Source organism: Amycolatopsis sp. cmx-11-51 (assembly GCF_047608665.1).
In the GTDB taxonomy this organism is placed as follows: domain Bacteria; phylum Actinomycetota; class Actinomycetes; order Mycobacteriales; family Pseudonocardiaceae; genus Amycolatopsis.
In genome coordinates, this window is record NZ_JADNQO010000009.1 from 98,883 (window position 1) to 125,613 (window position 26,731).

Annotated in this window: 22 protein-coding genes and 1 pseudogene; 8 read left to right on the forward strand and 15 right to left on the reverse strand. The window is 69.1% G+C overall.

The genetic code is table 11. The features are described 5' to 3' along the window. Window positions 1-29: 29 nt before the first annotated feature. Genes ACM6LU_RS26935 through nadD form a run of 5 tightly spaced genes read right to left on the reverse strand, consistent with a single transcriptional unit; the run spans window position 30 to window position 3,284 of the window. Window positions 30-875 carry a DegV family protein gene (locus tag ACM6LU_RS26935; RefSeq protein WP_414940556.1) on the reverse strand — a complete coding sequence of 282 codons (846 nt, stop codon included), beginning with the start codon at window positions 873-875 and terminating at the stop codon, window positions 30-32. Window positions 876-885: 10 nt separating this feature from the next. Continuing rightward, window positions 886-1,611 (reverse strand): diglucosylglycerate octanoyltransferase, encoded by a 726-nt coding sequence (octT, locus tag ACM6LU_RS26940; RefSeq protein ID WP_414940557.1) that lies wholly within the window; start codon window positions 1,609-1,611, stop codon window positions 886-888. A gap of 3 nt (window positions 1,612-1,614) precedes the next feature. Beyond that, window positions 1,615-2,229 (reverse strand): histidine phosphatase family protein, encoded by a 615-nt coding sequence (locus ACM6LU_RS26945; protein WP_414940558.1) that lies wholly within the window; start codon window positions 2,227-2,229, stop codon window positions 1,615-1,617. Continuing rightward, window positions 2,226-2,630 (reverse strand): ribosome silencing factor, encoded by a 405-nt coding sequence (rsfS, locus tag ACM6LU_RS26950; protein ID WP_016332398.1) that lies wholly within the window; start codon window positions 2,628-2,630, stop codon window positions 2,226-2,228. Before rsfS ends, ACM6LU_RS26945 begins: the two co-directional genes overlap by 4 nt. Window positions 2,631-2,684: 54 nt before the next feature. After that, window positions 2,685-3,284, reverse strand: a complete 600-nt coding sequence (nadD, locus tag ACM6LU_RS26955; RefSeq protein WP_414940559.1) for a nicotinate-nucleotide adenylyltransferase — start codon at window positions 3,282-3,284, stop codon at window positions 2,685-2,687. 161 nt (window positions 3,285-3,445) lie between these two features. On the opposite strand from nadD, the gene ACM6LU_RS26960 reads away from it, so the two are divergent. Then, complete coding sequence (locus ACM6LU_RS26960; protein ID WP_414940560.1) at window positions 3,446-5,551, forward strand: RecQ family ATP-dependent DNA helicase; 2,106 nt, start codon at window positions 3,446-3,448, stop codon at window positions 5,549-5,551. 254 nt (window positions 5,552-5,805) lie between these two features. On the opposite strand, the gene ACM6LU_RS26965 is transcribed toward ACM6LU_RS26960, so the two are convergent. Next, on the reverse strand, window positions 5,806-5,946 hold the full coding sequence (locus ACM6LU_RS26965; protein WP_414940561.1) for a hypothetical protein: 141 nt from the start codon (window positions 5,944-5,946) through the stop codon (window positions 5,806-5,808). A gap of 119 nt (window positions 5,947-6,065) precedes the next feature. On the opposite strand from ACM6LU_RS26965, the gene ACM6LU_RS26970 reads away from it, so the two are divergent. The 5 genes and pseudogenes from ACM6LU_RS26970 (at window position 6,066) to ACM6LU_RS26990 (ending at window position 10,224) form a co-directional block, all read left to right on the forward strand. Further along, a complete protein-coding gene (locus ACM6LU_RS26970) occupies window positions 6,066-6,305 on the forward strand; it encodes a hypothetical protein (protein ID WP_414940562.1) in 240 nt (79 codons plus the stop codon). A 78-nt stretch (window positions 6,306-6,383) separates the two neighbouring features. Then, window positions 6,384-7,670 (forward strand): MFS transporter, encoded by a 1,287-nt coding sequence (locus ACM6LU_RS26975; RefSeq protein ID WP_414940563.1) that lies wholly within the window; start codon window positions 6,384-6,386, stop codon window positions 7,668-7,670. 72 nt (window positions 7,671-7,742) lie between these two features. Further along, window positions 7,743-8,741, forward strand: a pseudogene (gene argS, locus ACM6LU_RS26980) (arginine--tRNA ligase); the annotation flags it as partial. 185 nt (window positions 8,742-8,926) lie between these two features. After that, window positions 8,927-9,418 (forward strand): SigE family RNA polymerase sigma factor, encoded by a 492-nt coding sequence (locus tag ACM6LU_RS26985; protein ID WP_414940564.1) that lies wholly within the window; start codon window positions 8,927-8,929, stop codon window positions 9,416-9,418. Between the two features lie 2 nt (window positions 9,419-9,420). Further along, window positions 9,421-10,224, forward strand: coding sequence for a hypothetical protein (locus ACM6LU_RS26990; protein WP_414940565.1), 804 nt, complete (start codon window positions 9,421-9,423; stop codon window positions 10,222-10,224). Here ACM6LU_RS26990 and proB read toward each other — a convergent pair. The 5 genes from proB to ACM6LU_RS27015 form a co-directional block, all read right to left on the reverse strand. Beyond that, window positions 10,221-11,330: a glutamate 5-kinase gene (gene proB, locus ACM6LU_RS26995; protein ID WP_414940566.1), complete on the reverse strand. Its 1,110-nt coding sequence runs from the start codon at window positions 11,328-11,330 to the stop codon at window positions 10,221-10,223. The two genes, ACM6LU_RS26990 and proB, sit on opposite strands and share 4 nt — an antisense overlap. Next, complete coding sequence (gene obgE, locus ACM6LU_RS27000; RefSeq protein ID WP_414940567.1) at window positions 11,327-12,784, reverse strand: GTPase ObgE; 1,458 nt, start codon at window positions 12,782-12,784, stop codon at window positions 11,327-11,329. The genes proB and obgE overlap by 4 nt, the downstream gene beginning before the upstream one ends. A 108-nt stretch (window positions 12,785-12,892) precedes the next feature. Continuing rightward, complete coding sequence (rpmA, locus tag ACM6LU_RS27005) at window positions 12,893-13,150, reverse strand: 50S ribosomal protein L27 (protein ID WP_003067129.1); 258 nt, start codon at window positions 13,148-13,150, stop codon at window positions 12,893-12,895. Between the two features lie 38 nt (window positions 13,151-13,188). Beyond that, entirely contained in the window at window positions 13,189-13,503 is a 315-nt protein-coding gene (rplU, locus tag ACM6LU_RS27010) for a 50S ribosomal protein L21 (protein WP_414940568.1), read from the reverse strand. Window positions 13,504-13,673: 170 nt separating this feature from the next. After that, window positions 13,674-16,784: a translation initiation factor IF-2 N-terminal domain-containing protein gene (locus ACM6LU_RS27015; RefSeq protein ID WP_414940569.1), complete on the reverse strand. Its 3,111-nt coding sequence runs from the start codon at window positions 16,782-16,784 to the stop codon at window positions 13,674-13,676. Between the two features lie 528 nt (window positions 16,785-17,312). Here ACM6LU_RS27015 and ACM6LU_RS27020 point away from each other — a divergent pair. Next, the gene (locus ACM6LU_RS27020; RefSeq protein WP_414940570.1) at window positions 17,313-18,743 is read left to right on the forward strand and encodes a S8 family peptidase; all 1,431 of its coding nucleotides are present in this window, start codon (window positions 17,313-17,315) and stop codon (window positions 18,741-18,743) included. Between the two features lie 768 nt (window positions 18,744-19,511). Here the strand turns inward: ACM6LU_RS27020 and ACM6LU_RS27025 are convergent. From ACM6LU_RS27025 to ACM6LU_RS27035, 3 genes are all read right to left on the reverse strand, one after another. Further along, window positions 19,512-20,279, reverse strand: a complete 768-nt coding sequence (locus tag ACM6LU_RS27025) for an ABC transporter permease (RefSeq protein WP_414940701.1) — start codon at window positions 20,277-20,279, stop codon at window positions 19,512-19,514. A 76-nt stretch (window positions 20,280-20,355) separates the two neighbouring features. Continuing rightward, window positions 20,356-21,171: an ABC transporter permease gene (locus ACM6LU_RS27030; RefSeq protein ID WP_414940571.1), complete on the reverse strand. Its 816-nt coding sequence runs from the start codon at window positions 21,169-21,171 to the stop codon at window positions 20,356-20,358. Then, window positions 21,171-22,085 (reverse strand): ABC transporter ATP-binding protein, encoded by a 915-nt coding sequence (locus ACM6LU_RS27035; RefSeq protein WP_414940702.1) that lies wholly within the window; start codon window positions 22,083-22,085, stop codon window positions 21,171-21,173. Before ACM6LU_RS27035 ends, ACM6LU_RS27030 begins: the two co-directional genes overlap by 1 nt. A gap of 118 nt (window positions 22,086-22,203) precedes the next feature. Between ACM6LU_RS27035 and ACM6LU_RS27040 the strand changes: the two genes are divergently transcribed. Continuing rightward, window positions 22,204-23,220, forward strand: coding sequence for a M14 family zinc carboxypeptidase (locus tag ACM6LU_RS27040; protein WP_414940572.1), 1,017 nt, complete (start codon window positions 22,204-22,206; stop codon window positions 23,218-23,220). Between the two features lie 69 nt (window positions 23,221-23,289). Here ACM6LU_RS27040 and ACM6LU_RS27045 read toward each other — a convergent pair whose 3' ends face one another. Continuing rightward, complete coding sequence (locus ACM6LU_RS27045) at window positions 23,290-26,652, reverse strand: phosphodiester glycosidase family protein (protein ID WP_414940573.1); 3,363 nt, start codon at window positions 26,650-26,652, stop codon at window positions 23,290-23,292. Window positions 26,653-26,731 lie beyond the last annotated feature (79 nt).

Consider the following 26,731-nt stretch of genomic DNA (forward strand, 5'->3'; position numbering starts at 1 on the left):
GTGCCGTGTGGGATGGTTGCGGGTTTTCCTCAGCCCGCTCGCTGGATCACGACACCGAGCACACCGGGACCGGTGTGAGCCCCGATGACGGCGCCGATCTCCGACACCACACACCCCTCCGGACAGCTGATGGACTCCTCCAGCCGGTTGGCCAGTTCGACGGCGCGCTCCGGTGAAGCCAGATGGTGGACGGCGATGTCGGCGAGTCCTCCGCCGGCCGCCTTCACCGCGAGTTCGACCAGCCGCGCCACCGCGCGGTTCATCGTCCGCACCTTCTCCAGCGGCTGAATCCTGCCTTCGGACATGTGCAGTACCGGTTTCACCGCGAGCGCCGTGCCGAGCAGGGCGGCCGCCGGGCCGATCCGACCGCCACGGCGCAGATACTCGAGGGTCTCGACGGCGAACAAGGTCTCCGAACGGCTCACCGCGTCGACCGCCGCCGCCTCCACCTCGGCCGGACCGGCCCCGTCCGCGGCGGCACTCGCCGCACGCAAGGCAGCGAAGCCGAGTCCCATCGCGGTGCTGCGTGAATCGACCACACGCACCTTGTCCGGCCCGACCTCCTGCGCCGCGAGTACCGCCGCCTCCCAGGTCCCGGACAGTTCGCGGGACAGATGGACCGACACGACGGCGTCCGCGCCGTCGGCCAGCGCCGCCCGGAACTCCTTGACGAATTCGGCGGGCGTCGGCCGGGACGTCGTCACCATGCTGCGTTTGCCGAGCGCTTCGGCCAAGGCAGCGGGACCCATTTCGACGCCGTCGAGGAAGACGACGCCGTCCACGAGGACGTGCAGCGGGACCACCCGGATCCCGTTCCGTTCGGCGAAGCCTTCCGGCAGGTGGGCGGTGGAATCCGTGACTACGGCTACCGACACGGCAGCCAGCCTACGTTGCCGCGGGGCGCAACACCGGGGCCATCAGGCGGGCCATTTCCGCGCCGGCGGCGGCATGTCCTTCCCAGCCCCAGTGCATCCCGTCCGGATTGCCCCGGCCGCTCAGCACGTGGTCGCCGACGACGGCTTCCAGATCCAGCAGTGGCACGTCCGCGCGCCGCCCCCAGCCGGCGATGGCGGCGGCGGCACCGGCGCGGGCCGTGTGCACCCGGCCGTAGGCGTCGGATCGGTGCACGGACGGCAAGATGCCGAAGATCGGCAGTTCCGGGCGCAGCACCCGCAGGGCTCCCACAGCGGTGTCGAGGTAATGGACGGTCAGTTTCGACGGCAAGACCACCGGACGTCCCCGAAGGGCGATCGCGAGCCGCGGCTGAGCGGCCAGGTAGGTCTTGCGGACCACTCTCCGCAGCGGGTCGGGCCGCAGGTAACGAAGGCCGGTGCGCAGGTAGGTGGGCAATGGCGAGGGCAGTGTGTCCATGCTCCCGACAGCCAGCACGACGGCGTCGACGTGGTGCAGATCGGCCCAGACACGCGGGTCGCCGATCAGCGACCACCAGGCGTCGCGGGCGGTCCAGCCGAACCCGGCGACGAGGTCCGCGTCGCCACCGAGCGCTACGGCGGCGATGTTGGGCCACAGGCGCGCGTCGTCGGCGGCGAGCGGGCCGTCCGGGCCGTGGAAGCTGAGGGAATCGCCGAACACCAGCAGGCGCGGGGCCATGGATCAGCCGGTGATTCCCGCGTTGTAGGCGGCCAGGCGCCAGGCGCCGTCACGCCGGGTCAGCTCGACCCAGTGGCAGTTCGCGATCCCGCCCAGCGACGGCCAGGACGAGACCGGCAGGCCGAGCAGCTTCGCGGTCAGCGCGATGATCAGACCGCCGTGCGTGGCCAGCAGCACGGCGTCGCCGGCGTCGGCATTGGGTTGATCCAGATCCGCGACGACCTCCAGCGCGCGTTCGGCGACATCCACTCGCGACTCGCCGCCGGGCGGCGCCCAGGTCGCGTCGACCCGCCAGCGGGCGCGTTCGCCAGGGTAGGCCTCGTCGACCTGCTGGCCGGTGAAGCCCTGCCATTCACCCAGATGGGTTTCCCGAAGGCGCTTGTCGATCCGCAGCGGGACGCCGATGGCCTCCGTGAGCACGGTGGCCGTGTCGGTCGCGCGGCGCAGATCCGAGGCGATCACCAGATCCGGTGAGAATCGGGCGAGCGCGGGTACGGCGAACCGGGCCTGGTTCCAGCCGACCGGCGTCAACGCGGAGTCCAGATGCCCCTGCATCCGGCCCGCCGCGTTGTAGTCGGTCTCACCGTGGCGCCAGAGCACCAGCCGCCGCGGACTCACGAGGCGCCTTGCGCGTCGGCGGGGTCCTCCTCGGCGGGTGTCTCCAAACCGGCGACCTCGATCCGCGGGCAGTCCTTCCAGAGCCGCTCGAGACCGTAGAAGGAGCGTTCCTCCTGGTGCTGGACGTGGATGACGACGTCGACGTAGTCCAGCAGGACCCAACGGCCCTCGCGGGCGCCCTCACGGCGAACGGGCTTGTGCCCGCCGAGCCGTAGCTGCTCCTCGACGTTGTCGACGATCGCGCCGACCTGGCGCTCGTTGGGCGCGGACGCGATCACGAAGGCGTCGGTGATCACCAGCTGGTCGGACACGTCCAGCACGACCACGTCGCTCGCCTTCTTGTCCGCCGCCGCATGGGCGGCCGCTACGGCCAGCTCTCGTGCCTCGGACGTGGCTGTCACAGTTCTCCTCAAAAGATGGCTTTACTCGCAGGTGCGCCCGACGAGAGTACCCGGTCAGCCACGGGGGTCTTTGCGATAGAGGTCCTTTTTGGCGATGTAGCGCACCACACCGTCGGGGACGAGGTACCAGACGGGTTCCCCGCCTTCGACCCGCTCGCGGCAGGCGGTGGACGAGATCGCCATCGCGGTCACCTCGACCAGGCTCACCTTCCCACTCGGCAGGTGCTGCGAATTGAGCCGATAACCCGGCCTGGTGACGCCGATGAAATGCGCCAGGTCGAACAGCTCGTCGGCGTTGCGCCAGGTGAGGATCTGCTCGAGCGCGTCCGCGCCGGTGATGAAGAACAGCTGGTCGTCCGGATACTCCGCACGCAGGTCGCGCAGGGTGTCGACGGTGTAGGTCTGCCCGACGCGGTCGATGTCGACGCGGCTGACCGAGAAGACAGGGTTGGACGCGGTCGCGATCACCGTCATCAAATAGCGGTCCTCGGCCCGGGTGACGACCCGGTCGGACTTCTGCCACGGCTGGCCGGTGGGCACGAAGATGACCTCGTCGAGCGCGAACCGGGATTGGACCTCACTGGCCGCGACGAGGTGTCCGTGGTGCACGGGGTCGAAGGTGCCGCCCATGACCCCGATCCTGCGTGGTGACATGGGTCGTGAGCCTATACATCGGTGGAGCTGTCCCGCTCGGGTCGCCGGACCCACCGATCGGTGGTGATCTGGGTCACATTACCCTCGGTTTCGTGGATGAACGGTCCGTTCACGACATGCCGATCGCGACTTCGTCGGTGGCATGGGGTAGAGGTGGGGACGTGGACACCTCAACTCTCCGGGACCGCGCCGAGACCCTCCTCCGGGCGCTGGCCGGCGATAGCGCCCGGCTGCGCGAAGACCAGTGGACGGCCATCGAGGCGCTGGTCGCGCACCGCCGTCGCGCGCTCGTCGTCCAGCGCACCGGCTGGGGGAAGTCGGCGGTGTACTTCCTGGCGACCGCGTTGCTGCGAGAACGCGGCGAAGGCCCGACCGTGATCATCTCGCCCCTGCTGGCCCTGATGCGCAACCAGATCTCCGCGGCCGCGAAGGCGGGTATCCACGCGGTGACGATGAACTCCGCGAACCCGCAGGAGTGGGATCAGGTCCAGGCCGCGATCGCGGCGGGCGAGGTCGACGTCCTGCTGGTCAGCCCGGAGCGGCTGAACAACCCGGACTTCCGCGACACCGTCCTGCCGAAGCTGACCGCGAGCGCCGGCCTGCTCGTCGTCGACGAGGCGCACTGCATTTCGGACTGGGGCCACGACTTCCGGCCGGACTACCGGCGACTGCGAACGCTGCTGAAGGATTTGCCCGAGGGCGTCCCGGTACTCGCCACCACCGCGACCGCGAACGACCGGGTGGCGACCGACGTCGCCGAGCAACTCGGCATCGGCAACGGGGGCGGCACTCTCGTCCTGCGCGGCACCTTGGACCGCGAAAGCCTCCATCTGTCGGTGGCCGAGCTGCCTACTTCGCAAGCCCGGCTCGCCTGGCTGGCCGAACACCTGGAAGAGCTGCCGGGCTCCGGGATCATCTACACGCTCACCGTCGCGGCCGCCCACGACGTGGCGGGGCTGCTGACCGAGCGCGGCTATCCGGTCGCCGCCTACACCGGCAAGACCGACCCGGCGGACCGGCAAGCGGCCGAAGACGATCTGCTGAACAACAACGTCAAGGCACTGGTGGCCACATCGGCGCTGGGCATGGGATTCGACAAGCCGGACCTGGGATTCGTCGTCCACCTCGGCGCCCCGTCCTCGCCGATCGCGTACTACCAGCAGGTCGGCCGTGCCGGGCGTGGCGTCGATCGCGCGGAAGTGATCCTGTTGCCGGGCCACGAGGACAAGGACATCTGGGCGTACTTCGGTTCACTGGCGTTCCCGGACGAACTACGGGTGACCCAGGTGCTCAACGCGCTGGCGTACGCGGACCGTCCACTGTCGACACCCGCGCTCGAACCGTTCGTCGAACTGTCCCGGTCCCGGCTGGAGATGGTCCTCAAGGTGCTGGACGTCGACGGCGCGGTCCGACGGGTGAAGGGCGGTTGGGAAGGCACCGGCGAAGAGTGGCGCTACGACAAGGAACGCTACGCGCGCGTGAGCGCGGCGCGGACCAACGAACAGAACGCCATGCTCGCCTATCTCGAAACCAGCGGCTGCCGGATGGAGTACCTGCGTAAGCAGTTGGACGATCCCGAGGCGACACCTTGCGGCCGGTGCGACAACTGCACCGGAAAGCATTGGGACACCACGATTTCCGACGACGTCGTCGACGCCACCCGGCAACGCCTGCGCCGGCCGGGGGTCGAGGTCGCGCCTCGGAAGATGTGGCCGACCGGAATGGCGGGGCTGGACGTCCCGCTTTCCGGACGGCTGCCGGCGGGCGAGCAGGCCGAAACCGGTCAGGTCGTGGGCCGGGTGACCGACGTCGGCTGGGGTGCGAGACTGCGCGAACTGGTCGGACCGTCGGCGGCGGACGCCGAGCTACCCGATCCGGTCTTCCAAGCCTGTATCGAGGTGCTCAAGGGCTGGCAGTGGGCGGAGCGCCCGGTCGCGGTGGTGGAGGTACCGTCCGCCACCCGGCCTCAGCTGGTCCACGGTCTGGCGACGAAGCTGGCCTCGATCGGACGACTGGAATACCTGGGCGCCATCGCCTCGGCGGGGCCGCCCCCGCGTCAGGCGAACAGCGCGCAACGGCTGGCCGATCTGTGGAAGCGGCTCGACCTTCCCGACGATCTCGCCGCCAAGGTCGCCGCGGCCGAGGGCCCGATCCTGCTGGTCGACGATCTGATCGACACCGGTTGGACGACGACGCTGTCCGCGCGCTTGCTCCGCCAGGCCGGGGCCCGCGCCGTTCTGCCGTTCGCCCTCGCCAGCACCTCGTGACTCAGGAACCGTAAGCCGAAGGAGTGAGACGATGCGACAGAACGCCCTGTCTCGTGTAGGCCCGGACGTCCGAATGAACACGAAGATCCGCCCCGCGTCCGCCGACACGATCGTCCTGGTGCACGGAGTCTGAATGACCCCGCTGAGCTGGGAACACTGGATCGAGCGCTGCGAGAACTTCGGCTTCGAGGTGCTCGCACCGATCGGCCCGGCCTCGGAGCCGGCGCGGAGGTGTTGCGGGAGATCGTCGACCACTACGAACGGATCATCCGGGCGCTGGACAAGCCGCCGATCATCATCGGCCACTCGTTCGGCGGGGTGTTCATCCAGTTGCCGCTCGACCGCGGGGTCGGCGCCGCCGGGGTCGCGATCGCCTCGGGGCCGGTGTTGGGCAAACCCGTTCAACCCCAGGAAGCCGTCCCGCTCACGCCAAAGCAGTTCCACTACGCCGTTACCAACAACCGCCGCCCGCGTGCACTTCCAAGGCGCCTTCGTCAAGTTCAACCCCCGGGCGGTGACGAAGGTCGATTTCGCGAAGCCCGACCGGGCGCCGCTGCTGAGGACGACCGTCGGTACCGCGAACCTCATCGCCCAGCCTTCGATGGTCAAGCGGTACCGCAAGTCACCGTCGGTCACCGAGTACGTCGAGTTGGCCGGTCAGACGCACTACATCGTCGGCCAGGACAGCTGGAAGGAGGCCGCGGACAAGGCGCTGGCATGGGCCGTCGAACACACCCCGATCACCTCGAACTGATCCCAGCATTCGACAGGTTCTTCTCCGCACGGGAACTTTCTGGCAAGGTTCCGTCCACGCGCGAGTACGGAGGTGCCGATGGCGGACTCAACAACGGAGCGGCTAGGGCATCGGCTCCCGGTGAAGAAGCTGTTCGCCGCCAGTGTCGGGAACGCACTGGAGTGGTTCGACTGGACCATCTACGCGACCTTCAGCATCTACTTCGCCAGCGAGTTCTTCCCGAAGGGCAACGAAGCGCTGGCGCTGATCAACACCTTTGCCACGTACGCGCTGGCGTTCTTCTTCCGGCCGCTCGGCGGGATGTTGCTCGGCCGCTTCGCCGACGTCAGAGGCCGGAAGCCGGCGATGATCCTGACCATTGTGCTGATGGCGGGCGGTTCGGTGGCCATCGGCCTCCTGCCGACGTTCGATCAGGTCGGCTGGCTGGCCCCGATCCTGTTGCTGCTGGCGAGGGTGGCGCAAGGACTGTCGCTCGGCGGCGAGGTCTCCAACGCTTCGGCTTACTTGGGTGAGATCGCGCCACCCACACGCCGCGGGCGGTACTCCGCGTTCTTCTACATCTCGACCGGTTCCGCCGTCCTGATCGCCTCGATCCTCGGTTTCGTGCTCGCGCGGACGATGTCCAAAGCGGACTTGACCGCGTACGGCTGGCGGATCCCGTTCCTGCTTGGTGGTGTCCTCGGCATCATCGGCCTGTGGCTCCGGCGCAGTCTCGCCGAAACCGAGATCTTCGAGGAGAAGAAGTCGACCGCGCGCCGGGTCGAACGTCCGCTGCGCACCACTCTGCGCGAGCACCCGCGCGCTGTCGTGCAGCTCGTGGGCTTCTCGATGCTGTCGACCCTCTGCTACTACACGTTCTTCAGCGCACTGACGTCCTTCGCGGTCAAGACCCGCAAGGCCGACGACGTCGATGTGTTCCTGGCGTTGTCGATCGCGACCGCGTTGTTCGTCGCGCTGCAGTACCCGATGGGTGCGCTGTCCGATCGCTTCGGCCGCAAGCCGCAGTTGCTCGTCTGGTCGGCGGCGACCGCGATCCTCATCGTCCCACTGTCCACTTTGGTCCGTCCGGGGTTGCCGGGGCTGCTGGTCGTGTTCTGCGTCGGGCTCTGCCTGTACACGGCGATGACGTCGATCGCGCCCGCGATCATGAGCGAACTGTTCCCCACCGAACTGCGCGGCCTGGGCATCGGCGCCTGGTACAACCTGACCGTCGCACTGTTCGGCGGCACCGCTCCCCTGGTGCTCACCGCGCTGTCCGACGCCGGCCTGTCGACGTTGTTCTTCTGGTACGTGGCCGTCGGAGCGGCGATCGCGTTCTTCGTCATCCGGACCCTGCCGGAGACCAAGGGCAGCGACCTGCGCTGAAAGCTCCGTCGCTGACGGCGTACCGAGGTGGATACCTTCGCGCTCCTACGACGAGTGCGAAGGAGGGACACCATGTTGTTCGGCGATGTAAGCGAGCAATTGGCGCGACGCGTGGTGACAGCCCTTTGCCACGTTCTCGACATCGAGCCGCCGACGGTCGCGGGACCGGGCTTCCTCAACTTCACACTGCGTTCGTCCTGGCCGGAACACCGGGCGACCGCGATCAACGGTGACCCACGGCTCGGCGCCGCGGTGACGCCGCGACCGCGGCGGATAGCCATCGACTACAGCAGCCCGAACGTGGCGAAGGAGCTGCATGTCGGGCATCTCCGGCCCACCGTCATCGGTGACGCGATCGCGCGGCTGCTGCGGTTCCGCCGGGCACGACGTCATCCCGCACGACCATCTCGGTGACTGAGGGACCCCGTTCGGCATGCTGATCGAGTAGCTGCTCGACGAACGCCTGTCGGCCCCTTATCCGGTCGGGAGTCTCAACGGCTTCTATCAGGCCGCCCGGTCGAAGTTCGAAACCGACGAGGACTTCGCGACGCGGTCGCGGGAGCGTGTGGTGCTCCTTCAAAGCGGCGACGACAAGACCTTGTCGTTATGGCGGCAGCTGGTCGACGAGTCGACACGGCACTTCACCCAGGTCTACGAACTTCTCGGGATCGGCCTGTCGAGTGGGGATGCCTACGGAGAGAGCTTCTACAACCCGTTTCTCGCCGCGCTCGTGGACGATCTGACCCGCGCGGGACTGACCGCGATCAGTGACGGCGCCGTCGGTGCCTTCCCCGACGGCTTCCGCAACCGGGAAGCGAGCCGCTGCCGCTCATCGTTCGCAAGCGGGACGGCGGTTACGGCTATGCGGCCACCGATCTCGCGACCCTGCGCTACTGGACGGAACAGCGCGGGGTCACCGATCTGCTTTACGTCGTCGGCGCGCCCCGAGCACAGCATTTCGCGATGATGTTCACCGTGTGCCGGGCAGCCGGCTGGCTCCGCGAGGAGCATAAGGCCGAGCACATCGGATTCGGCTCAGTGCTCGGCGAGGACAGCCACGCCATGAAGACCCCGTACGAGCCGTTTCGGGTCAGACCCGAACTCGGCCGAATTCGCCAAGACCTACGGCGAACAGCTGGCACGGCTCGTCGGTCACCTCGCCGTTCCGGGGAAGCGATAGCAAAGGTCCCCCGCTGTCACTTGAACCTTTCGGCACCCTCCTGGACTAAAGAGTGCAGAAAGAAAGGGGGTGGCCGGTGGGACAAGCGAAAGACACCGATTTCAGCGAGTACTTCGAGGCCCGCGTGCAGCAGTTCCGGCGACTGGCGTTCGGCATGTGCGGCGACTGGCACGGCGCCGAGGACCTGGTGCAGGCCACGTTCGTCCAGTTGTACCGACGATGGCGCCGGGTTCGGCCGGATACCGTCGATGCCTACGCGCGCCGGATTCTGCTGAACACTTTCCTCACCGGACGGCGCAAACGCGGCAAGGAGCTGGTGACCTCGTATCCGCCGGAGCGAGCGGCGCCACCGGACCACGACAGCCACGAGCGGATCGACCTGGAACGGGTGCTCAGCGGTCTGACGCCGCGTCAGCGCGCGATGGTCGTTCTTCGCTTCCTTGAAGACCTCTCGGTTGCCGAAGTGGCTTCGTTGCTCGGTGTCGCCGAAGGCACCGTCAAAAGCCAGACCGCCCGCGGGGTCGAGGCGCTGCGCGCCGTCCTTCCCTCTCCGACGAGCAAGGAGTAACCATGGATGACCTCGATGTTCGCTCCGTGCTGACGAAGTACGTGACGGAAGCCGAACCGCCCATCGGGCTCACCGGCGACCGTGTGCTCGCCGCAGGCCGACGGTCGCGGCGACGCCGCCTCGCGGCGGCCGGTATCGCGGGTGCCGCGTTCGCCGTGGTGGCGATCCTCGGAGCCACCTCCGTGATGACCACACCGTCACCGCCTCCGCCACCACGGCCCGCCGACCCCGTCCCGGGAGCCCGCTGCGGAACGAGAACCTCCGACGAGACCGCACAGCAGCTACTCACCCGGTTGAGCTGCATCGTCGACACCTCGGTGCGATCCCGGGTCGCGCCGGGGGCACGGATCGAAAGGCTCACCCTGCCTGATGAGATCCCGCCGCCGGATCCGTTCCTCCTGACGGCCAAGCGGGTAGAGGAGGAAGGAACCGTGTCCACGCTCTACTACCTGGACGTCCGCGTGAGTGACGACCGCGGCGCGGGCTCGGTTCTCGTTCGCATTCTTCCGCCGATCTACAATTGGGAGACGAGCTGCGAAGACGCGACCATCCCCAAAACAGCCTCGTGCTCCACGCGCCAGATCGCCGACGGTGTCCTGCGGGAGACGACCAACCGCAACGAAGCAGGCCTGATCGTCCGCACGACTGAGCTCACCATGCCGACCGGCGTCATCTATCTCTCCAGCACCAACACCGGTGTCGTGGAATCCGGCGACGGTATCCATCTGCCGGTGGAACGCGCCGAGCCTCCGCTGACCTCGAAGCAGCTCGAGGAAATCGCGACCATGCCGGGGCTGGTGCCCTAGCGACGGAGGGGGACGAGGTCGTCGGCGTGGACGACCTCGCGCCGCTGCTCGGCGGGCAGGTCGTGGCTGGAACGGCCGATGAGGTCGGGCAGCTCCCTCGCGTCGAAGGCGACGACACCCCGCGCCACGGTGCGCTGCCGGAGATCCACCAGGTCGACGACGTCGCCGGCCTGGAAGTCACCGTCGACACCGGTGATCCCGGCGGCGAGCAGGGACCGTCGGCGGCGGACGACGGCCGTGACGGCACCGTCGTCGAGGTGCAGTTTCCCGGACGCGCCGGCGGCGTAGCCCAGCCAGAACCGGCGGGCCGACAGGCGGGAGTCCGCGGCGACGAAGGCCGTGCCGACCTCGGCCGTGGTGAGGGCGCGTGAGGCCTCGGAAGCGGCGGCGAGGAGGACCGGGATCCCGGCGCTGGCGGCGGTACGGGCCGCGGCGAGCTTCGAGACCATGCCGCCGGTGCCGAGCCCGGAACTCGACATGCCGACGGTGATACCGTCCACATCGGACTCCCCGGCGACCTCGGCGATCTTGCGAGTCGCGCCGTCACGGGGATCCCCGTCGTACAGACCGTCCACATCGGACAGCAGGACGAGCGCGTCGGCGCCGATCAGGTGGGCGACCAGCGCGGCGAGCCGGTCGTTGTCGCCGAAGCGGATCTCTTCGGTGGCCACGGTGTCGTTCTCGTTGACCACGGGAACCGCGCCGAGGGCCAGCAGCCGGGTGAACGTGTTCTGCGCGTTGCGGTAGTGCGCGCGGCGCACGACGTCGTCCGACGTCAGCAGAACCTGGCCGACGGTCAGGGAAAACCGGCCGAACGACTCGGCGTAGGCGTGGGCGAGCGCGAGTTGCCCGACGCTGGCCGCGGCCTGCTGGGTGGCGAGGTCACGCGGTCGCTTGCCGAGCGCGAGCGGCGCCAGTCCCGCGCCGATCGCTCCCGAGGACACCAGCACGATCTGCGTGCCACGGGAGACCCGGTCGGCGATCGCTTCGACCAGCGCGTCCAGCCTGGCCACGTCGAGACCGTCTCCGGCGGTGGTCAGCGCTGAGGAACCGACCTTGACGACCACCCGCTTCGCGTCGGCGATCGCCGCCCGGGTCGAGCTCACTCGTCGTCCGCCCCGTCTTCGACTCCGTCCGGGCCGTCGCGGCGGATCCGGCGGGCTTCCTTGCGCTCGGAAGCACCGATCCGGCTGTTGTTCTCCAGCCGGACGTCGGTGCCCCGGCCGGACATGTGCACCGCGACCCCGGCCGGGGTCGACGGCTCCCATTCGAACTGGACGTCGCCGATGGTGACCGGGCTTCCCGGCACGGCGCCCTTGCGGGCCAGCGCCTCTTCGACGCCGAGCCGCTGCAACCGGTCCGCGAGGTAGCCGACGGCCTCGTCGTTGCCGAAGGTCGTCTGGCGGATCCACCGCTCCGGGCGGACACCGCGCACGATGAAGGCGCCCTCCTCGTCGGGGTCGACCTCGACGGTGAAGCCCGCGTCGTTGACGGCCATCGGCCGCAGCACGACCTTCTCCGGCTCCGGTTCCGGCTGCTCGGCGCGATACTTCTCGACCACGGCGGCGAGCGCGTAGGTCAATTCCTTCAGTCCCTGTCGGGAAGCCGTGGAGATCTCGAACACACTGAGCCCGCGGGCCTCCAGTTCCGGGCGGACGAACTCGGCGAGTTCGGCGGCGTCCGGGACGTCGATCTTGTTGAGGACCACCACGCGCGGCCGGTCGGCGAGGTCGCCGCCGAGGCTCGGGGTGTAGCGGGCGAGTTCTTCTTCGAGCGCGTCCATATCGGACAGTGGGTCGCGCCCGGGTTCGAAGGTGGCGCAGTCGATGACGTGCACCAGCACCGCGCACCGCTCGATGTGCCGCAGGAAGTCGAGGCCGAGGCCCTTGCCCTCGCTCGCGCCTGGGATCAGGCCGGGGACGTCGGCCATGGTGAACACGGTCGAGCCCGCGGTGATCACGCCCAGGTTCGGCACCAGGGTGGTGAACGGGTAGTCGGCGATCTTCGGTTTGGCCGCGGACAACACCGAGATCAGCGACGACTTGCCTGCCGACGGGAAGCCGAGCAGGCCGACGTCGGCGACCGAACGCAGTTCCAGTACGAGGTTCCGGCTCTCTCCCGGCTCGCCCAGCAGCGCGAATCCGGGCGCCTTGCGCGTGTTGGAGGCCAGCGACGCGTTGCCGAGGCCCCCACGACCGCCCTGGGCGGCGACGAAGGTGGCTCCGGAGCCGACCAGGTCGGCCAGGATCTCGCCGCCCTCGGTCATCACGACGGTGCCGGAGGGGACCCGCATCTCCAGCGTGTCGCCCGCCGCTCCGGCGCGGTTGCCGCCCTGGCCCATCTTGCCGTTGCCGGCGCGGGCGTGCGGGCGGAAGTGGAAGTCGAGCAGCGTGTGGACGTTCGGATCCACGATCAGCAGCACGTCGCCACCGTTGCCGCCGTTGCCGCCGTCCGGGCCGCCGAGGGGTTTGAACTTCTCGCGGTGCACCGAGGCGCAGCCGTTCCCACCGTCACCGGCGGTCAGATGGATCACCGCGCGGTCCACGAAACGGGACGCCATGACTTGCCTCTATTCATTCGCGAGAAGGGGATACACAAAACAAACGAGGGGTGGGTCCGGATATTCCGGCCCCACCCCTCGTCAGAGGTTCTAACTCGAAGCCGAAATTCAGGCTTCGGACGGCACGATGTTGACCGTCTTGCGGCCACGCTTCTCGCCGAACTGGACCGCACCGGCGGCCAGCGCGAACAGCGTGTCGTCGCCGCCACGGCCGACGTTCACGCCGGGGTGGAACTTGGTGCCACGCTGGCGGATCAAGATCTCGCCCGCGTTGACTTCCTGGCCGCCGTAGCGCTTGACGCCCAGTCGCTGCGCGTTCGAATCGCGACCGTTGCGGGAGCTGGACGCACCCTTCTTGTGAGCCATGGCTCAATCCTCTTTCTGACGAAGATCCGGAGAAAGTTCTACTTGGAGATGCCGGTGACCTCGACGCGGGTCAGCTTCTGCCGGTGACCCTGGCGCTTGTGGTAGCCGGTCTTGTTCTTGAACTTGTGGATCCGGATCTTCGGACCCTTGGTCTGCTCGACGACCTTGCCGATGACCGAGACCTTCGCCAGTGCGTCGGCGTCCGTGGTGACGTCGCCACCGTCCACAAAAAGGACTGCGGGGAAGGTGTGCTCAGTACCCGGCTCGCCTTCGAGCTTCTCGACCTCGACGACGTCGCCGACGGCCACCTTGTACTGCTTGCCGCCAGTCTTGACGATCGCGTACGCCGACACGGAAGTCTCCTGCTTACTCGACAACGGGTGGGGGCTTGCGTGACCGGCCCACCGGATCTCTCTCGGCGGTCCAAGGTCTGCGCAAGGTGCCCGCCGCTAAGTGGCGGGCCGCTCTACAGGTTACGGGGGGCTCCCCGGTGCGATCACACCGGGGTGCCCCTCGGTGTTCACTAGCTCTTTTCCGACGCCTTGACCGGCGGACCGGCCGGCCGCGAGGCCGCCCGTCGCGGACGGCGGCGGGTGGTGGAGCGACCGGCCGGGGCCGGGACCTCCACCTCGGGTTCGGTGTGCTCTTGTGCCACAACAGCCTCAGGAGTCACCGGCACCTCGGGAGCTTCGGGCTCCGGGCCCGATTCCCCGACGACCGAGATCTCTTCTTCGCGCGCGGCCGGGGCCTCGTCGTCCGAGGTCGTCACCGGTTCACCGGCGAGTTCGGTCGCGGGTGCCTCGGTGATCGGCTCGGAAACCGGCTCAGCCGCCGCCTCGGCCGCCTGTTCGACGGTCGCTTCGGCAATGGGCTCCGAAGACCCCTCAGCCTCCTTCGCCTGCTCTGCGGGCTGTTCAGCCACCTGCGGCGCGTGGCCGTTGAGCGCGACGCCCTCGACGTTCTCCGTGACCTCGTGCGGGTGCTCACCCTTGGCCGCCTTGGCGGCGTTGGCCACGGCTTGGACCGCCGAGACCACCGACTCACGCGGACCGGAAGCCTGCGGGGCCTCGGTCTTGGCCGCCGCGGGCTCGTTCTGGCTCTGGTCTTCACCCTTGCCGCGGCCACGGGACCGGCGGGAGCCCTGCTCCTTGCCACCACCGCTGCCGCTGCCGCCACTGGCACCGCCGTGGCTGTGGCCGTTGCCGCCGCCACCGGTGCGCTGCGGTTCGGTCGAGACGACCACGCCGCGGCCCTTGCAGTGCTCACACGGCGTGGAGAACGCCTCGATCAGCCCGGTGCCGATCTTCTTGCGGGTCATCTGGACCAGGCCGAGCGAGGTGACTTCGGCCACCTGGTGCCGGGTGCGGTCGCGGCCGAGGCATTCGGTCAGGCGGCGCAGCACCAGCTCACGGTTGGATTCGAGCACCATGTCGATGAAGTCGATGACGATGATGCCGCCGATGTCCCGGAGCCGGAGCTGGCGGACGATCTCCTCCGCCGACTCCAGGTTGTTCCTGGTCACCGTCTCCTCGAGGTTTCCACCCGATCCGGTGAACTTGCCGGTGTTGACGTCGATGACGGTCATCGCTTCGGTGCGGTCGATGACCAGGTAGCCACCCGAGGGCAGCCAGACCTTGCGGTCCAGGGCCTTGGTGATCTGCTCGTCGATCCGGTGATCGGCGAAAGCCGAACCGGTGCCCGTGTACCGCTTGACCCGGTCAGCCAGGTCCGGCGCCACGTGCTGCACGTAGTCGTAGATGGTGTCCCAGGCCTTGTCGCCCTGGATCTCCAGCTTGGCGAAGTCCTCGGTGAACAGGTCGCGCACGACCTTGACCAGCAGGTCCGGCTCTTCGTAGAGCATGACCGGGGCGCTGTTCTTCTTGCCACCGTTGCCGGCTTCGGCCTTCTCCTTGATGACGTCCCACTGCGCCTTGAGACGGCGGACGTCGCGGTCCAGCTCCTCCTCGACGATGCCTTCGGACGCTGTGCGGATGATCACACCGGCGTCCTCGGGGACGATGCGCTTGAGGATGTCCTTCAGACGGCGGCGCTCGTTCTCCGGGAGCTTCCGGGAGATGCCGGTGGCCCCGCCCGCGGGCACGTAGACCAGGAAGCGGCCCGGCAGCGAGATCTGGGTGGTCAGCCGGGCGCCCTTGTGCCCGACCGGGTCCTTGGTGACCTGGACCAGCACGGAGTCGCCGGTGGAGAGCGCCTGCTCGATCTTGCGGGCCTTGCCCTCGAGACCGGCGGCGTCCCAGTCGACCTCACCGGCGTAGAGCACGGCGTTGCGGCCACGCCCGATGTCGATGAAGGCGGCCTCCATCGAGGGCAGCACGTTCTGCACGCGGCCGAGGTAGACGTTGCCGACGATCGAGCCGGTGCCCGACGAGGTCACGAAGTGCTCGCACAGAACGCCGTCCTCGAGCACGCCGATCTGGGTGGACTCGCCCTTCTCGGCGACGACCATGGTGCGCTCGACCGACTCGCGGCGGGCGAGGAACTCGGCCTCGGACAGGATCGGCGCGCGGCGGCGGCCCGCCTCGCGGCCGTCCCGGCGGCGCTGGCGCTTGGCCTCGAGCCTGGTCGAGCCGCGCACGCTGCGGACCTCGTCCCTGGCCGGACGCTCGGTCTCGGCGGCCTTGGCCTGGCGGACGTGGACGACCGTGTTGGGCGGGTCGTCGGTGATGGCCTCGGCGTTGTCGTCGTCCCCGCCCTTGCGACGGCGGCGGCGACGGCGGCGCTTGCTGCCGTTGTCGGAGTCGCCGTCATTGTCCGGATCGGACTCCGCCGAATCAGACGTGACGGACGCCTCTTCGGCGTTCTCGGACTCGGCCTCTTCGGCGTCGGCGTCCTTCTCGTTCTTGTTGTTCTTGTCCTTGCCGCGCGGCTGACGGCCGCGAGGGGGCTCAGGCTGCTCGTCGTCGTTCTCGGAGTCGGCCGAGTTCTCGTCGCCGCCCTTGCCCCGGCCACGGCCACGACGCCCGCGACGGCGGCGGCGACGGCCGTTGGCGTCGTCACTGTCGTCGTCGGCATCGTCGTGGCGATCGGACTGCTCGGCCTGCGTCTCGTCCTCGTCGGAGGCGGTCTCTTCGGTCTGCGTGAAGGCCGGCTCCGGCTTGCGGGCGGGCTTCGCCGCGACCGGCTCCGGCGGCAGGAACAGCGGCGACGGCGCCGCGAACACCGGGACGTGCACGGCCGCCCTCGACGGACGGGTCGTTTGCTGCGGCGGCTCCGGGGTCACCGGGGCGGCCAGCGCGGGCGGAACACGCCGCGAAGGTGTCTCCACCTGCGGAGTGGGCTCCGGCTCGACCTCGGGCTTCACCTCGGGCTCGGGAGCCTTCGGGGTCTCGACGACGGGCGCCTCGGCGGCTGGAGCCGCTTCGGTGGTCTCGGGCTCGCCTCCGCCGGAGAGGGCTTCGGCGAGCTTGATGGCCACATCGCGGGTGACGCTGGACTGCGCGCTGCGAACGGTCTCGCCGAGCTCACCGAGCTTGGCCATCAGTTCACGGCTGTTGGAACCCAGGAGCTTCGCCAGTGCGTGCACCCGGATCCGGGGAGGCAGTTCGGCCAGCTGGCCTGCGATGGGTGTGGCGGTATTCCCGCCGGTGACGGCGGGTGTGTCCGCGTTCGACATATATCTCCTCCGCCCCCGGGCGCGTCGGCTGGCTCACACCGGCTCGACGCGGCCGCGCAGGGGCCCCTTTCTGTTCGTTCCGCCGTGGTGGTCACCAGCAGCGGGAATCCTTGCCCGGCACCGCGACGACGCCGGGATTGTCCGGGCGCCGCGTACGGCTGAAGGTCTGCTCGGCGGAGTGCTGGCCACGTGCGCGACATCGGGCCGCCCGCCACATCGTCGAGCCGCATGCAAGCGGCGACGCGTGTGGAGGATGTGCAGCACACCACCGGGCCACGAGACCGCGAGCGCCACCTCTCACGTGTGCCCGTCGGCCAGCGGCCAACGCGAGTATCCCACACCCCGGCCCCACTCCGGTGTACTCGGTGCCACAGACCTGACTCCCGGGCGCGCCGCGGCCACCGGCCGAGCGAACTTCGCGAGAGAACTTGTCGACCCGGCCGTGGGTGGCTAGCGTGCCGCTCGGGGGTGCCGATGCCAAGGCCGCGGCGATCCCCGTAGTCCCTCTGTTCTCCGGTGGGAGGTCCGGTGTCCCTGCTGGGGCGGTCCCTGCGAGCGGCCGTGTGCGCCTTCATGGTGCTCTGCGGTTCGATCTCCGCCGTCGCGACGGCGGAGGCGGTGCCATCGTGCCATCCCGAGGGCCGGGCGCTGCGCTACGTCGTCGCCTTCGACCGGGGCATCTCCGAAGCCCAGGCCAGAGCGGCCATCACCGGCGGCTGCGGCAGCACGACGATCTACTACCCGCAGATCGCGGTGGCCGTGGCGACCTCGGCCGACCGGGACTTCACCGAACTGGTCCGGCCCGCCGCCGCGTTCAGCGCGCAGGCGGAGCGGCTGGCGGTGCAGCGGGCGGCCGGCACCCCGTCGGCCAGGTCCACACCCTCACGCGCCGAACTCGAACCGACGGATCCGGCGAAGCTGTCCTCCGCCGACCGCACCGACGAGCAGTGGGACATGCGCGCGATCGGCGCCGACAAGGCCCGCGTGATCGAGCGGGGCAGCCGGGACGTCGTCGTCGGCGTCCTCGATTCCGGCGTCGACGACACCCACCCCGAACTGACGACCGCCCTCGACCCCGGCAGGTCCGCGGGCTGCCTGACTGGCGCGCCCGACCGGAACTGGGCCGCGACGACGTCGGCGCACGGCACCCATGTCGCCGGGATCATCGCCGCGGCCGACGACGGTAAGGGGGTCACCGGGGTGGCGCCCGGTGTGCGGATCGCCTCGGTGAAGGTGATCGACGATCGCGGGTACGCCGACCCCGAGGCAGCCGTCTGCGGGCTGATGTGGGCCTCCTCACAGGGCATGGCCGTGACGAACAGCAGCTACTTCGTCGACCCGTGGTCGCTCTCGTGCGCCCACGCCGACGAACGGGGGGTGGTGAACGAGGTGATGGCCCGCGCCGTCGAGTACGCGACCTCGGCGGGCACGCTCAACGTCGCCGCGGCGACCAACGAAGCCGTCGGGCTGGTGCCGTCGCCGCGCTCGGGTGTCGAAGTCCAGGCCGCAGGCTGCCAGGCGCTGCCCGCCGGCCTGCGTGACGTCGTCGCGGTGTCGTCTGTGAGCGCGGAGCGGGTCAAGGCCGGCTACAGCTCGTACGGGCTGAGCGTGATCGACGTGACCGCCCCCGGCGGCGAGGCCGGGCAATGCGTGCTTTCGACCGTTCCCGGCGGGTACGCGCCGCTGTGCGGGACGTCGATGGCGGCGCCGCACGTCGCCGGTGTCGCGGCCCTGCTCGCTTCGGCGCGTCCCGGCTACAGCGCCCGCCAGCTGAAGCGGACGCTGGACGCGCAGGCGACGCCGATCGCGTGTCCCGCCGACTACGACCTGACCGGCGACGGCTCGCAGGACGCGTACTGCACCGGGTACGCGGGGTTCAACGGCTTCTACGGGCACGGGATGGTCGACGCGCTGGCCGCGGTGGCGCCGAGGGTGACGGGTTCGAACGCGGCCCGGTGAGCAGTCGGCTTCTCGCGGTGGGCCGCATGGGGTCGCTTGGGGAAAGTTCGTAGGCCTCGGCACCACCGCCAGCAACGCGGGGCAGGGTGTGAGGGGTCCCTTTCCTACCTTGCGAGTCAGGGTCCCGGCAAAGTCGCAGAGATACTGGTCAGGCGGCTCTTCGTCGCTGTGTGTGAGGCTGACGGTGTAGGAATGGGGGCGTTGAGTGTCCCAATTCCTACCTCGCCGCGGGGTTACGCCGGTTGCGGAGCTTGATTAACAGAGGTTCAGGGACATGCGCTCGGCCCTTTGCAGGCATTAGCGATGTCAAGCCCGGATTACCACCAGCAGCTCTGCGGTTCGGTGTCGCGAAAGCCACTTTCGGGACCTCTGGTGTCGCGAAAGTGGCTTTCGCGACACCGGGGGCGGCCGCGCTTGACGTCTGAACCACCCTTCGGTCGTGAGTGGCAATTCGGGTCAGGGCGGACCGGCAGTTGCTTACCCACATGTGATCAGCCCGACGGCGCGAGGCCTCGGACCATGATCAACAGAGGATCGGGGACACTCAACGTCCCCGATCCTCCGTCGATCAAGGTCGACTTCATCGAGCGGGGAGGATGACACCGTTTCAGCGGGTAGGCAAAGACAGGTCGGGGAGAACCCGAATCGCCACTCACGACCCGCTTGACCAGCTCCGCGACTTTGCCGGGACCCTGACCTCGAGAGTAGGGAAGGAAGCCTCACGTACTTCGAGCGGACGAGGGTGCCGATACCACGCGGTTCGGCGGGTCAGCGCAGCAGCAACTTTCCGAAGCGTCGCGAAGACGCGTAGATCCCGACTGCCGCCAGCGCCACCAAGTACGCCACGTTCCCGACCATGCTCCACGACAGCACACCGACCGAGAGCCCGCGCATCAGCTCGATCCCGTGGTACAGCGGGAAGATCCGCACGATCCACTGGATCGCCTCGGGATAGACCGAAAGCGGGTAGAACGTCGTGGAGAACAGGAACAGCGGCATCAGCACGAGGTTGATGTAGTCGAACTGCGACACCGACCGCAGGAAGGTCACCAGCACGATCCCGATCGCGGAGAAGGCCATCGCGACGAGCAGCGCCGCCGGGATCATCAGCACCGCCCACCAGGACCCGGGCAGGCCCATCGCGGTCATCACGCCGAGGAAGGTCACCGAGTAGATCCCGCCGCGCAGCACCGACCAGCCGACCTCGCCGAGCGCGATGTCCAACGGCCCGATCGGGGTGGCGAGCATGGCGTCGTACAGCTTCGCGTACTTCAGCTTGAAGAACAGGTTGTACGTCGAGTCCATGATCGCGCCGTTCATCGCCGACGCCGCGAGCAGGCCGGGTGCGACGAAGGCGACGTAGCTCATCGTCTGGCCGCCGGGACCGACGACCTCGCCGACGAGTTTGCCGAAGCCCAGTTGGAAGGCCATCAGGTAGAACAACGGCTCGAAGGCGCCGGACACGAACAGCATCCAGACGTGCGAGTAGGTCAGGAAGGTGCGTTCCAGCACCGCCTTCGAGCGGCCGCTGTACATCGCGGGCGGCAGGACGCGCAGGAGGACCCCGCGCCTCGGCTTTCCACGTCGCTGCGCCTCGGTGAGAACAGCCACGTCAGACCACCAGCCGTCGGTAGAAGTACTTGTGCGCCAATGCCCAGCCCACCCCGGCCAGCACGACCAGGAAGGCGAGGTGCCCCAGGGTGGCGAGCGGGCCGACGGTGCCGAGGCTGACCGCCCTGGCGGCCTCGTTTCCGTGCCACAGCGGGGAAAGCCAGGCGATCCACCTCAGCGGGGCGGGCAGTTCGGCGATCGGGAAGAACGTGCCGGAGAACAACGTCATCGGGATCAGGATGAACCGGAACACGAGGCCGAACCGCGCGCCCTCGTCGAAGGTGGTCGCGGCCAGCGCCATCACCGGGGTGCCGCAGGCGATTCCGGTGAGCACCCCGATCAGGATGACCACGAGCACGCCGAAGCTCGTCCACGAGCCGAACAGCGCGGCGATGACGGCGTAGATCGATCCGGCCAGCGCCAGCCGGATCCCGACCCAGATGAGCTGGCTGCCGAGCACCTGTCCCGGGGTGATCGGGGACGCGGTGACGGCCACATAGGTCTGCTGCCATTTGAACCCGGACAGCACCGGGTAACTGGACTCCCCCACCGCCAGCTGCGCGGCGCCGGCGACGAGCAACGCGGGCGCGACGTACTCGAGGTACGAGAAACCACCTGTCGCGGCGCCCGCTTGCACCTGCGAGCCGAAGCCGAGCCCCATCGCGGCCAGGAACAGCACCGGTTGCAGGCCTGTCGAGTAGAGCGTGGACAGCCAGTACCGGCGGTACCACATCCAATACCCCTCGACCCGCAGCCAGGCGCCGAGCCAGGTCGACACCACGCGGCCCGTCGAGGCCTTCGTCTCCGCTGTGGTCATCAGTCCACCAGCGTCCGGCCGGTGAGGCGGAGGAAGACGTCCTCCAGCGAACTTCGGCGGACCAGGCTCGACAGGGGCCGCAGCCCGCGCGCGTGCGCCTGTTCGAGGGTGGCCTCGCCGGTCATCGTGTAGAGCAGGACACGGTCCGGCAGGACCTCGACGCGTTCGGCGAGGCCCTCGATCTGCTTCGCCGCGGCCTCCTGCTCGCCGTTCGGGAACCGCAGTTCCACTACCTCGCGGGTGGAGTACCGGCTGATCAGGTCGGCGGGCGAGCCCTCGGCGGCGATGCGGCCGTTGTCCATCACGACCAGCCTGTCGCAAAGCTGCTCTGCTTCATCCATGTAGTGCGTGGTGATGATCAGGGTGGTCCCGCCCGCCTTGAGCCGGAACAGCCTGTCCCACAACAGGTGCCGGGCCTGCGGGTCCAGCCCCGTTGTCGGCTCGTCGAGCAGGAGCAGTTCCGGGTCGTTGACCAGGGAGCGCGCGATGGTCAGCCGCCGCTTCATCCCGCCGGAGAGCGAATCGACCTCCGCGTCCGCCCGGTCGGTGAGCTGGGCGAACTCCATCAGCTCGTCGGCCTTGCTCCGCACGTGCGAGCGGGAGAGCCCGAAGTAGCGGCCGTAGATCTGCAGGTTCTGGCGGACGGTGAGCTCGGTGTCCAGGTTGTCCTGCTGGGGCACGACGCCGAGCCGGGCACGGATCTTCGGCCCCTCGGCGTCCGGATCCATGCCGAGGACCCGCAGGTCACCGTCGCTGCGAGGGGACACGCTCGCGATCATCCGCATGGTGGAGGACTTGCCCGCGCCGTTCGGCCCGAGGAAACCGAACGCCTCCCCGGGGCGGACCTCGACATCGATCCCGCGTACGGCCTCGAAGTCGCCGAAGCGCTTGACCAACGCTTTCGCCTGCACCATCGCCGGGCCGTGCTCTGAGTCACCCACGGTTCGCACCCTAGGACCTGGCACCGACAAAATTCGACCGGTTTAACCACACCCTTGTTGGCCGGTCCCGGCTCGTCGATACTCACCGACCATGAGTCTCAAGTCCCGAATCGCCTTGTTGTCCGTTTTCGTCAGCGCCGGGCTGCTGGTGGCTCCCGCTTCACAGGCGGCCGAGGCCACTGTGGGCGGCCGGACCGTCGACCCGCGCCCGTCCACCGCCAAACTCGCCTTCGAACTGCACAAGCTGGCCCTGCTGAGCCACGGCAAGATCCGGGTGAGCGGCATCGGCCGCAGCAACGAGGGCCGTCCGGTGTGGGCGGCGAGGGTCGGCCACGGCAAGACGCGGATCCAGTACGTCACCCAGCAGCATGGCGACGAGCCGCTCGGCACGCCCGCCGCGCTGGAGTTCCTGCGCAAGGTCGGTGTCGAACGCGGCTCATGGCAGCGGGAGCTGCTGTCGAAGGTGACCGTCGACATCGTCGTGCGCGCCAACCCCGACGGGAACGAGCGCGACTGGCGCTACAACTACGACCCGGACGCCACCCCCGAGTACGGCGAGAAGGGCAAGGGTTACGACATCAATCGGTACCACGACCCGGCAGTGGCACCGAAGGACAACCCGGCCACCGAGGCGGGCCTGATCCAGCGGCGGAACGCTTCGTTCAAGCCGGACATCATGGTCGACTACCACATGCAAGGCCGGTACCAGGACGCGAACGGTAAAGAGATCACCGCTTCGACGCTGTGGCCGACGAACGCGGGCGTGAAACAGTCCGATGTGGACTTCGCGAAGCAGATCGCGGTCGTGGTGCAGCGGTCGATCGACGGCAACGGCGGTTATGTCTCGCAGTACCCCGGCGGCGATTACCAGGGCATCGCGCGCAACGGGTACGGGCTACTGGGCAACGGCAGCGTGCTGATCGAACTCGGCGCCATTCCGGAGCGGGAGCAGGCGCAGATCCAGGACGCGCTGGCCTCGATGCTCGCGATCGCGCGGACCGCGGCCGACGGTTCGGTGCGGAAGGTCGACCCGGCGAAGGCCGACGCGATCCCGCCGCGTGGTCCGGCTTTGCCGGGTACGGTCGAAGAGGCGCACGAAGCCGCCTGAAGCGTGTGATGAACGGGACTTTCATGGCAAATTTCGCCATGAAAGTCCCGTTCATCACATCGGCGAGGGCTAACGGACGGTGACCGACAAGCTCCGCGTCACCCCGTTGACGGTGACCGAGAGCCGCGCCACCCCCGGCCGCAGCGCCGTCAGCACCCCGGTCCCCTGGTCGAAGGACGCGACGTCCCACGGCATCGCGGGCAGGAACCCGTCAGCGACGTGCGTGCCCCAGCCGCCCTTCCAGTCCGCACTGACCGGGTACGACACCGGCACCTGACGCGCTCCCTGTGCCGCCACGGCCCGGATGTCCGCCTTCTCCCCGCGCGCCAGCGACGAGGGCCCGGACAGCGTCAGCGCGTCGACGTTCGGCCGCGTCTCGAACCGCACCGGCTGTGCCTTGTCCCCCGGCTCGAACCGGACCATCGTCCAGCCGACGAAACCGCCGTCACCGGGGGCGGCCGCGGGCGACTTCCCCGAGTTGCCGTTCACCAGGTACGGCACACCGTCCACGCGCGACAGGTTGAAGACGCCCGCGTGTGAAGCGATCGCGGCCACCTGCTTCCCCGATTCGCGCTCGAAGGCGGTCAGCCAGCCGGTCAGCATCGCGGCCTCCTTGCGGTCGGCCAGTTGCGAGTTCCCGGTGGGGCTCGGGTCCTTGACCGGGTGGTGCATCGCGACGACCACGCTGCGGACGCGCCTGTCGGTCTTCGCGCCGTCGAGCGCCTCGCGCAGCATCCGGATCTGGTCGAATCCGCCCGCGCGCAGCGATCCGCGCGAGGAGTCCATCAGTACCAGGCGGATCCCGGCGACGTCGACGACGCGGTGGGTCTCCCCGAACGCCGCCTGGAACTCGGTGATCCCGTGCCCGCCATCGGCTTCGTGGTTGCCAGGGACGTAGTACCAGGGTGCCTTGCCGACGAGTTCTTCCTCGATGATCGAGCGAGCCAGCACGAAATCGGCGGCCGTGCCGCGGTCGACGAAGTCGCCGTTGATCAGCACGAGATCCGGTTTCGCCGCCACCGTCTCGCGCAGCGCGCGCCGTGCCTGGACGACCAGCGGGCCGTTCGGGTCGTCGGCGGTGAACTGCGCGTCGCTGACCACGGCGATCCGCAGTCCGCCGGTCGCCGTGCCGTCAGTGATCAGCGCCGGATCACGCGGCGCCGAATCGGCCGGGACGGCGGCCGCGGGCGCGACCTCGAAGGTGAGGTCGTCGAAGACCAGCCGTCCTTCGTACTGCTGGTCCGGGACGTTCTCGACGGCGTAGAACTTCGTCAGCCGCTGCCCGTCTGGGAGTCCGGCCGGGATCGCCGCGCGGACGTAACGCCAGCCTGTCCAGTCGACGCTCAGCGACAAGTCCACAATGGACGGGACGTTGGCGGCGTCGCGGAGTTCCGCCCGCAGCCAAGCACCCTTCGCGTCGCCGTTGACCCACAGGCCGACGCGCTGGGCGCCGGGCGGCAGCGCGATCGGCGCCGCCGAATTGACGTAGGCCGCGCGCGTGGCGTTGGTCCCGTTCAGCCGGTAGTCCAGCGCCAGCCCTCGGCCGCCTTCACGGCCGGGAGCCTCGGAAAGCGCGGCGCCGACGACGGCGGGGAAGACACTGGCGGTCCAGCCCGCCGGGCCGTCCAAAGACGCCACCATCCGGGATTCCGTGCCGACGGACGCCGCGAGGTGCGTCGACTTCCCACCGGCGGTTGCGGTGATCGCCGAAGCACCCGACGCCTTCAGCGCGGTGACCGCGAATCCGTCGCCGGACGGCTCGATCCGCACCACCGTGGGGTCGTAATCGAGTTTGACGTCGTCGGGCTCGATCCACGTGCCGTAGCCGTCGGCGTCGTAGCCGAACACCTTGAACGTGCTCTTCGCGCCTTCGCCGGACAGCGCGACCTGTTCGGTGCTGGTGCCCAGCCGGACCAGCGAACCGAGGACGTTCAGCGTGGCCTTGCCCAGGACACCTCCGCGCTTCGCGAGTACGTCGACGTTCGCGGGCGCGTCCGGCCGGAGCCGGTCGGCGTGCGCGGTGAAGACACCGTCGGTCACCGTGCCGCGGAAAGGATTCGTGCTGAGCCACTGTGCCTTGGCGGCCACCGCCGCGCCGGTCTCGTCGTGCGCTCCGGCCGCGAGTTTGCGTGTCAGTCCGGAAAGCACCCGCGTCGCGTCGGCGGTGTCCCGCGCGGGACGCGGCGAGAATCCGGTGAGGCGTCCGCTGCCGGGCACGGTGGTGACGCCGATCCCGTTGGGCACCAGGCGTTCCCCGCCGTCCGATGGCGAGTTGCGGACCAGCGGCGTCTTCTCGCCCTCCTCACGGGCGAGCAAGGTCGAGGAGCCACCACCGTCGAGGTTGATGGCGTCGTCCGCGCCGAGCGACTTCAGGTGGCGGGCGAGTTCCAGTTCCGTCATGCCGCGGCTGTCGGCCTGGCGGCCGTCGACCGTGGCCAGCCACATCTTCGTGCCGTCGGCGGAGAACCCGACCGCGGTCCGGGGGTGCATGGCCACGTTGTCGACCGGCTGGATCGCGCCGTCGCGCAGCAGGACGATGTTCCCGCCGATCGAGACCGACAGCTTGCCCGCGTCGCTCTTCGGCGCGTACGCGACACCCACCCGGTCACCGGTCTTCAGACCGGACAAGGTGTCCACGCCACCGTCACGGGCGAGCAGGACCGTCGCGCCGGCGGCGATCGGGCCGTCCGCGGGCTGCGGCCGCACCTGTGTGACGACACCGTCCCGGAGTTCGATCTCGACGACGCGCTGGGCGCCCGCGACCGAAGTCCGCCGGGACGCCGCGCCCCACAGCGGCGTGTAGACGCCGATCGCGTTCCCGCTCAGCACCGGGCTGTTGAAGTTCGACGCGGGCACGACCTCGCCGTCGGGCAAGGTGACCGACGCTTCGAGGAACACCTCCGCGAGCCGCGCCTTGCCCTCCTCGGTGATCGACGCGGTCAGGTTGTGGCCGCGTGCGGGCGCCGTCTGGAGTTTCCCGGCGTCGACGCCGACGCCGATCGGTGCTCCGGTGGCGTTGATGTCGAAGAAGTCGCCGTTGACCCCGGCGACCGCGCCGGTCCTGGCGACCTGCCGAGAAAGCGGCGTCCGCGCGGAAACCGTGCCAGGGCTGAGATACGTCGGCTTGAGCGTCTTGCTGGTGAGATCGACGGCGAGGGTGTCGCCGCGGATCCAGCCCGCCGGGTCGTAGCGGTCGAACTCGGTGAGACTCAGGCCGGGCGCCACGCGCGAAGTCGCGCTGGTGGTGACGAGACCGTCGTCGGGCGCGGCCACGGCGTACGCGGACGGGCCCTCCTTCGCCGACGAGGCAGCGGGGGCGGCTTCGACGGGCGCGGGCCCCAGCGGAGCGGCCAGCGGATCAGCGGACGCCGGTGCGGCGACGAACGATCCGGGCAGCAGGGCGGCGAGCAATACCAGGCGTGATCTTCTCACGAAGTACCCCACGATCGAGTGACAGGCGGCTCAGGTCAGCACAGCGGACGCGAGCCGCCAGGAGAAGACCTCGAGGTGA

Excerpts from the sequence above, each read along its gene's own strand:
- ACM6LU_RS27035 (WP_414940702.1), bottom strand. The coding sequence starts at position 22,085 with ATGGTGCAGGCGAAAGCGTTGGTCAAGCGCTTCGGCGACTTCGAGGCC.
- ACM6LU_RS27040 (WP_414940572.1), top strand. The coding sequence starts at position 22,204 with ATGAGTCTCAAGTCCCGAATCGCCTTGTTGTCCGTTTTCGTCAGCGCC.
- ACM6LU_RS27030 (WP_414940571.1), bottom strand. The coding sequence starts at position 21,171 with ATGACCACAGCGGAGACGAAGGCCTCGACGGGCCGCGTGGTGTCGACC.
- ACM6LU_RS26975 (WP_414940563.1), top strand. The coding sequence starts at position 6,384 with ATGGCGGACTCAACAACGGAGCGGCTAGGGCATCGGCTCCCGGTGAAG.
- ACM6LU_RS27025 (WP_414940701.1), bottom strand. The coding sequence starts at position 20,279 with ATGTACAGCGGCCGCTCGAAGGCGGTGCTGGAACGCACCTTCCTGACC.
- ACM6LU_RS27015 (WP_414940569.1), bottom strand. The coding sequence starts at position 16,784 with ATGTCGAACGCGGACACACCCGCCGTCACCGGCGGGAATACCGCCACA.
- obgE (WP_414940567.1), bottom strand. The coding sequence starts at position 12,784 with ATGGCGTCCCGTTTCGTGGACCGCGCGGTGATCCATCTGACCGCCGGT.
- octT (WP_414940557.1), bottom strand. The coding sequence starts at position 1,611 with ATGGCCCCGCGCCTGCTGGTGTTCGGCGATTCCCTCAGCTTCCACGGC.
- ACM6LU_RS26990 (WP_414940565.1), top strand. The coding sequence starts at position 9,421 with ATGGATGACCTCGATGTTCGCTCCGTGCTGACGAAGTACGTGACGGAA.
- rpmA (WP_003067129.1), bottom strand. The coding sequence starts at position 13,150 with ATGGCTCACAAGAAGGGTGCGTCCAGCTCCCGCAACGGTCGCGATTCG.
- nadD (WP_414940559.1), bottom strand. The coding sequence starts at position 3,284 with ATGTCACCACGCAGGATCGGGGTCATGGGCGGCACCTTCGACCCCGTG.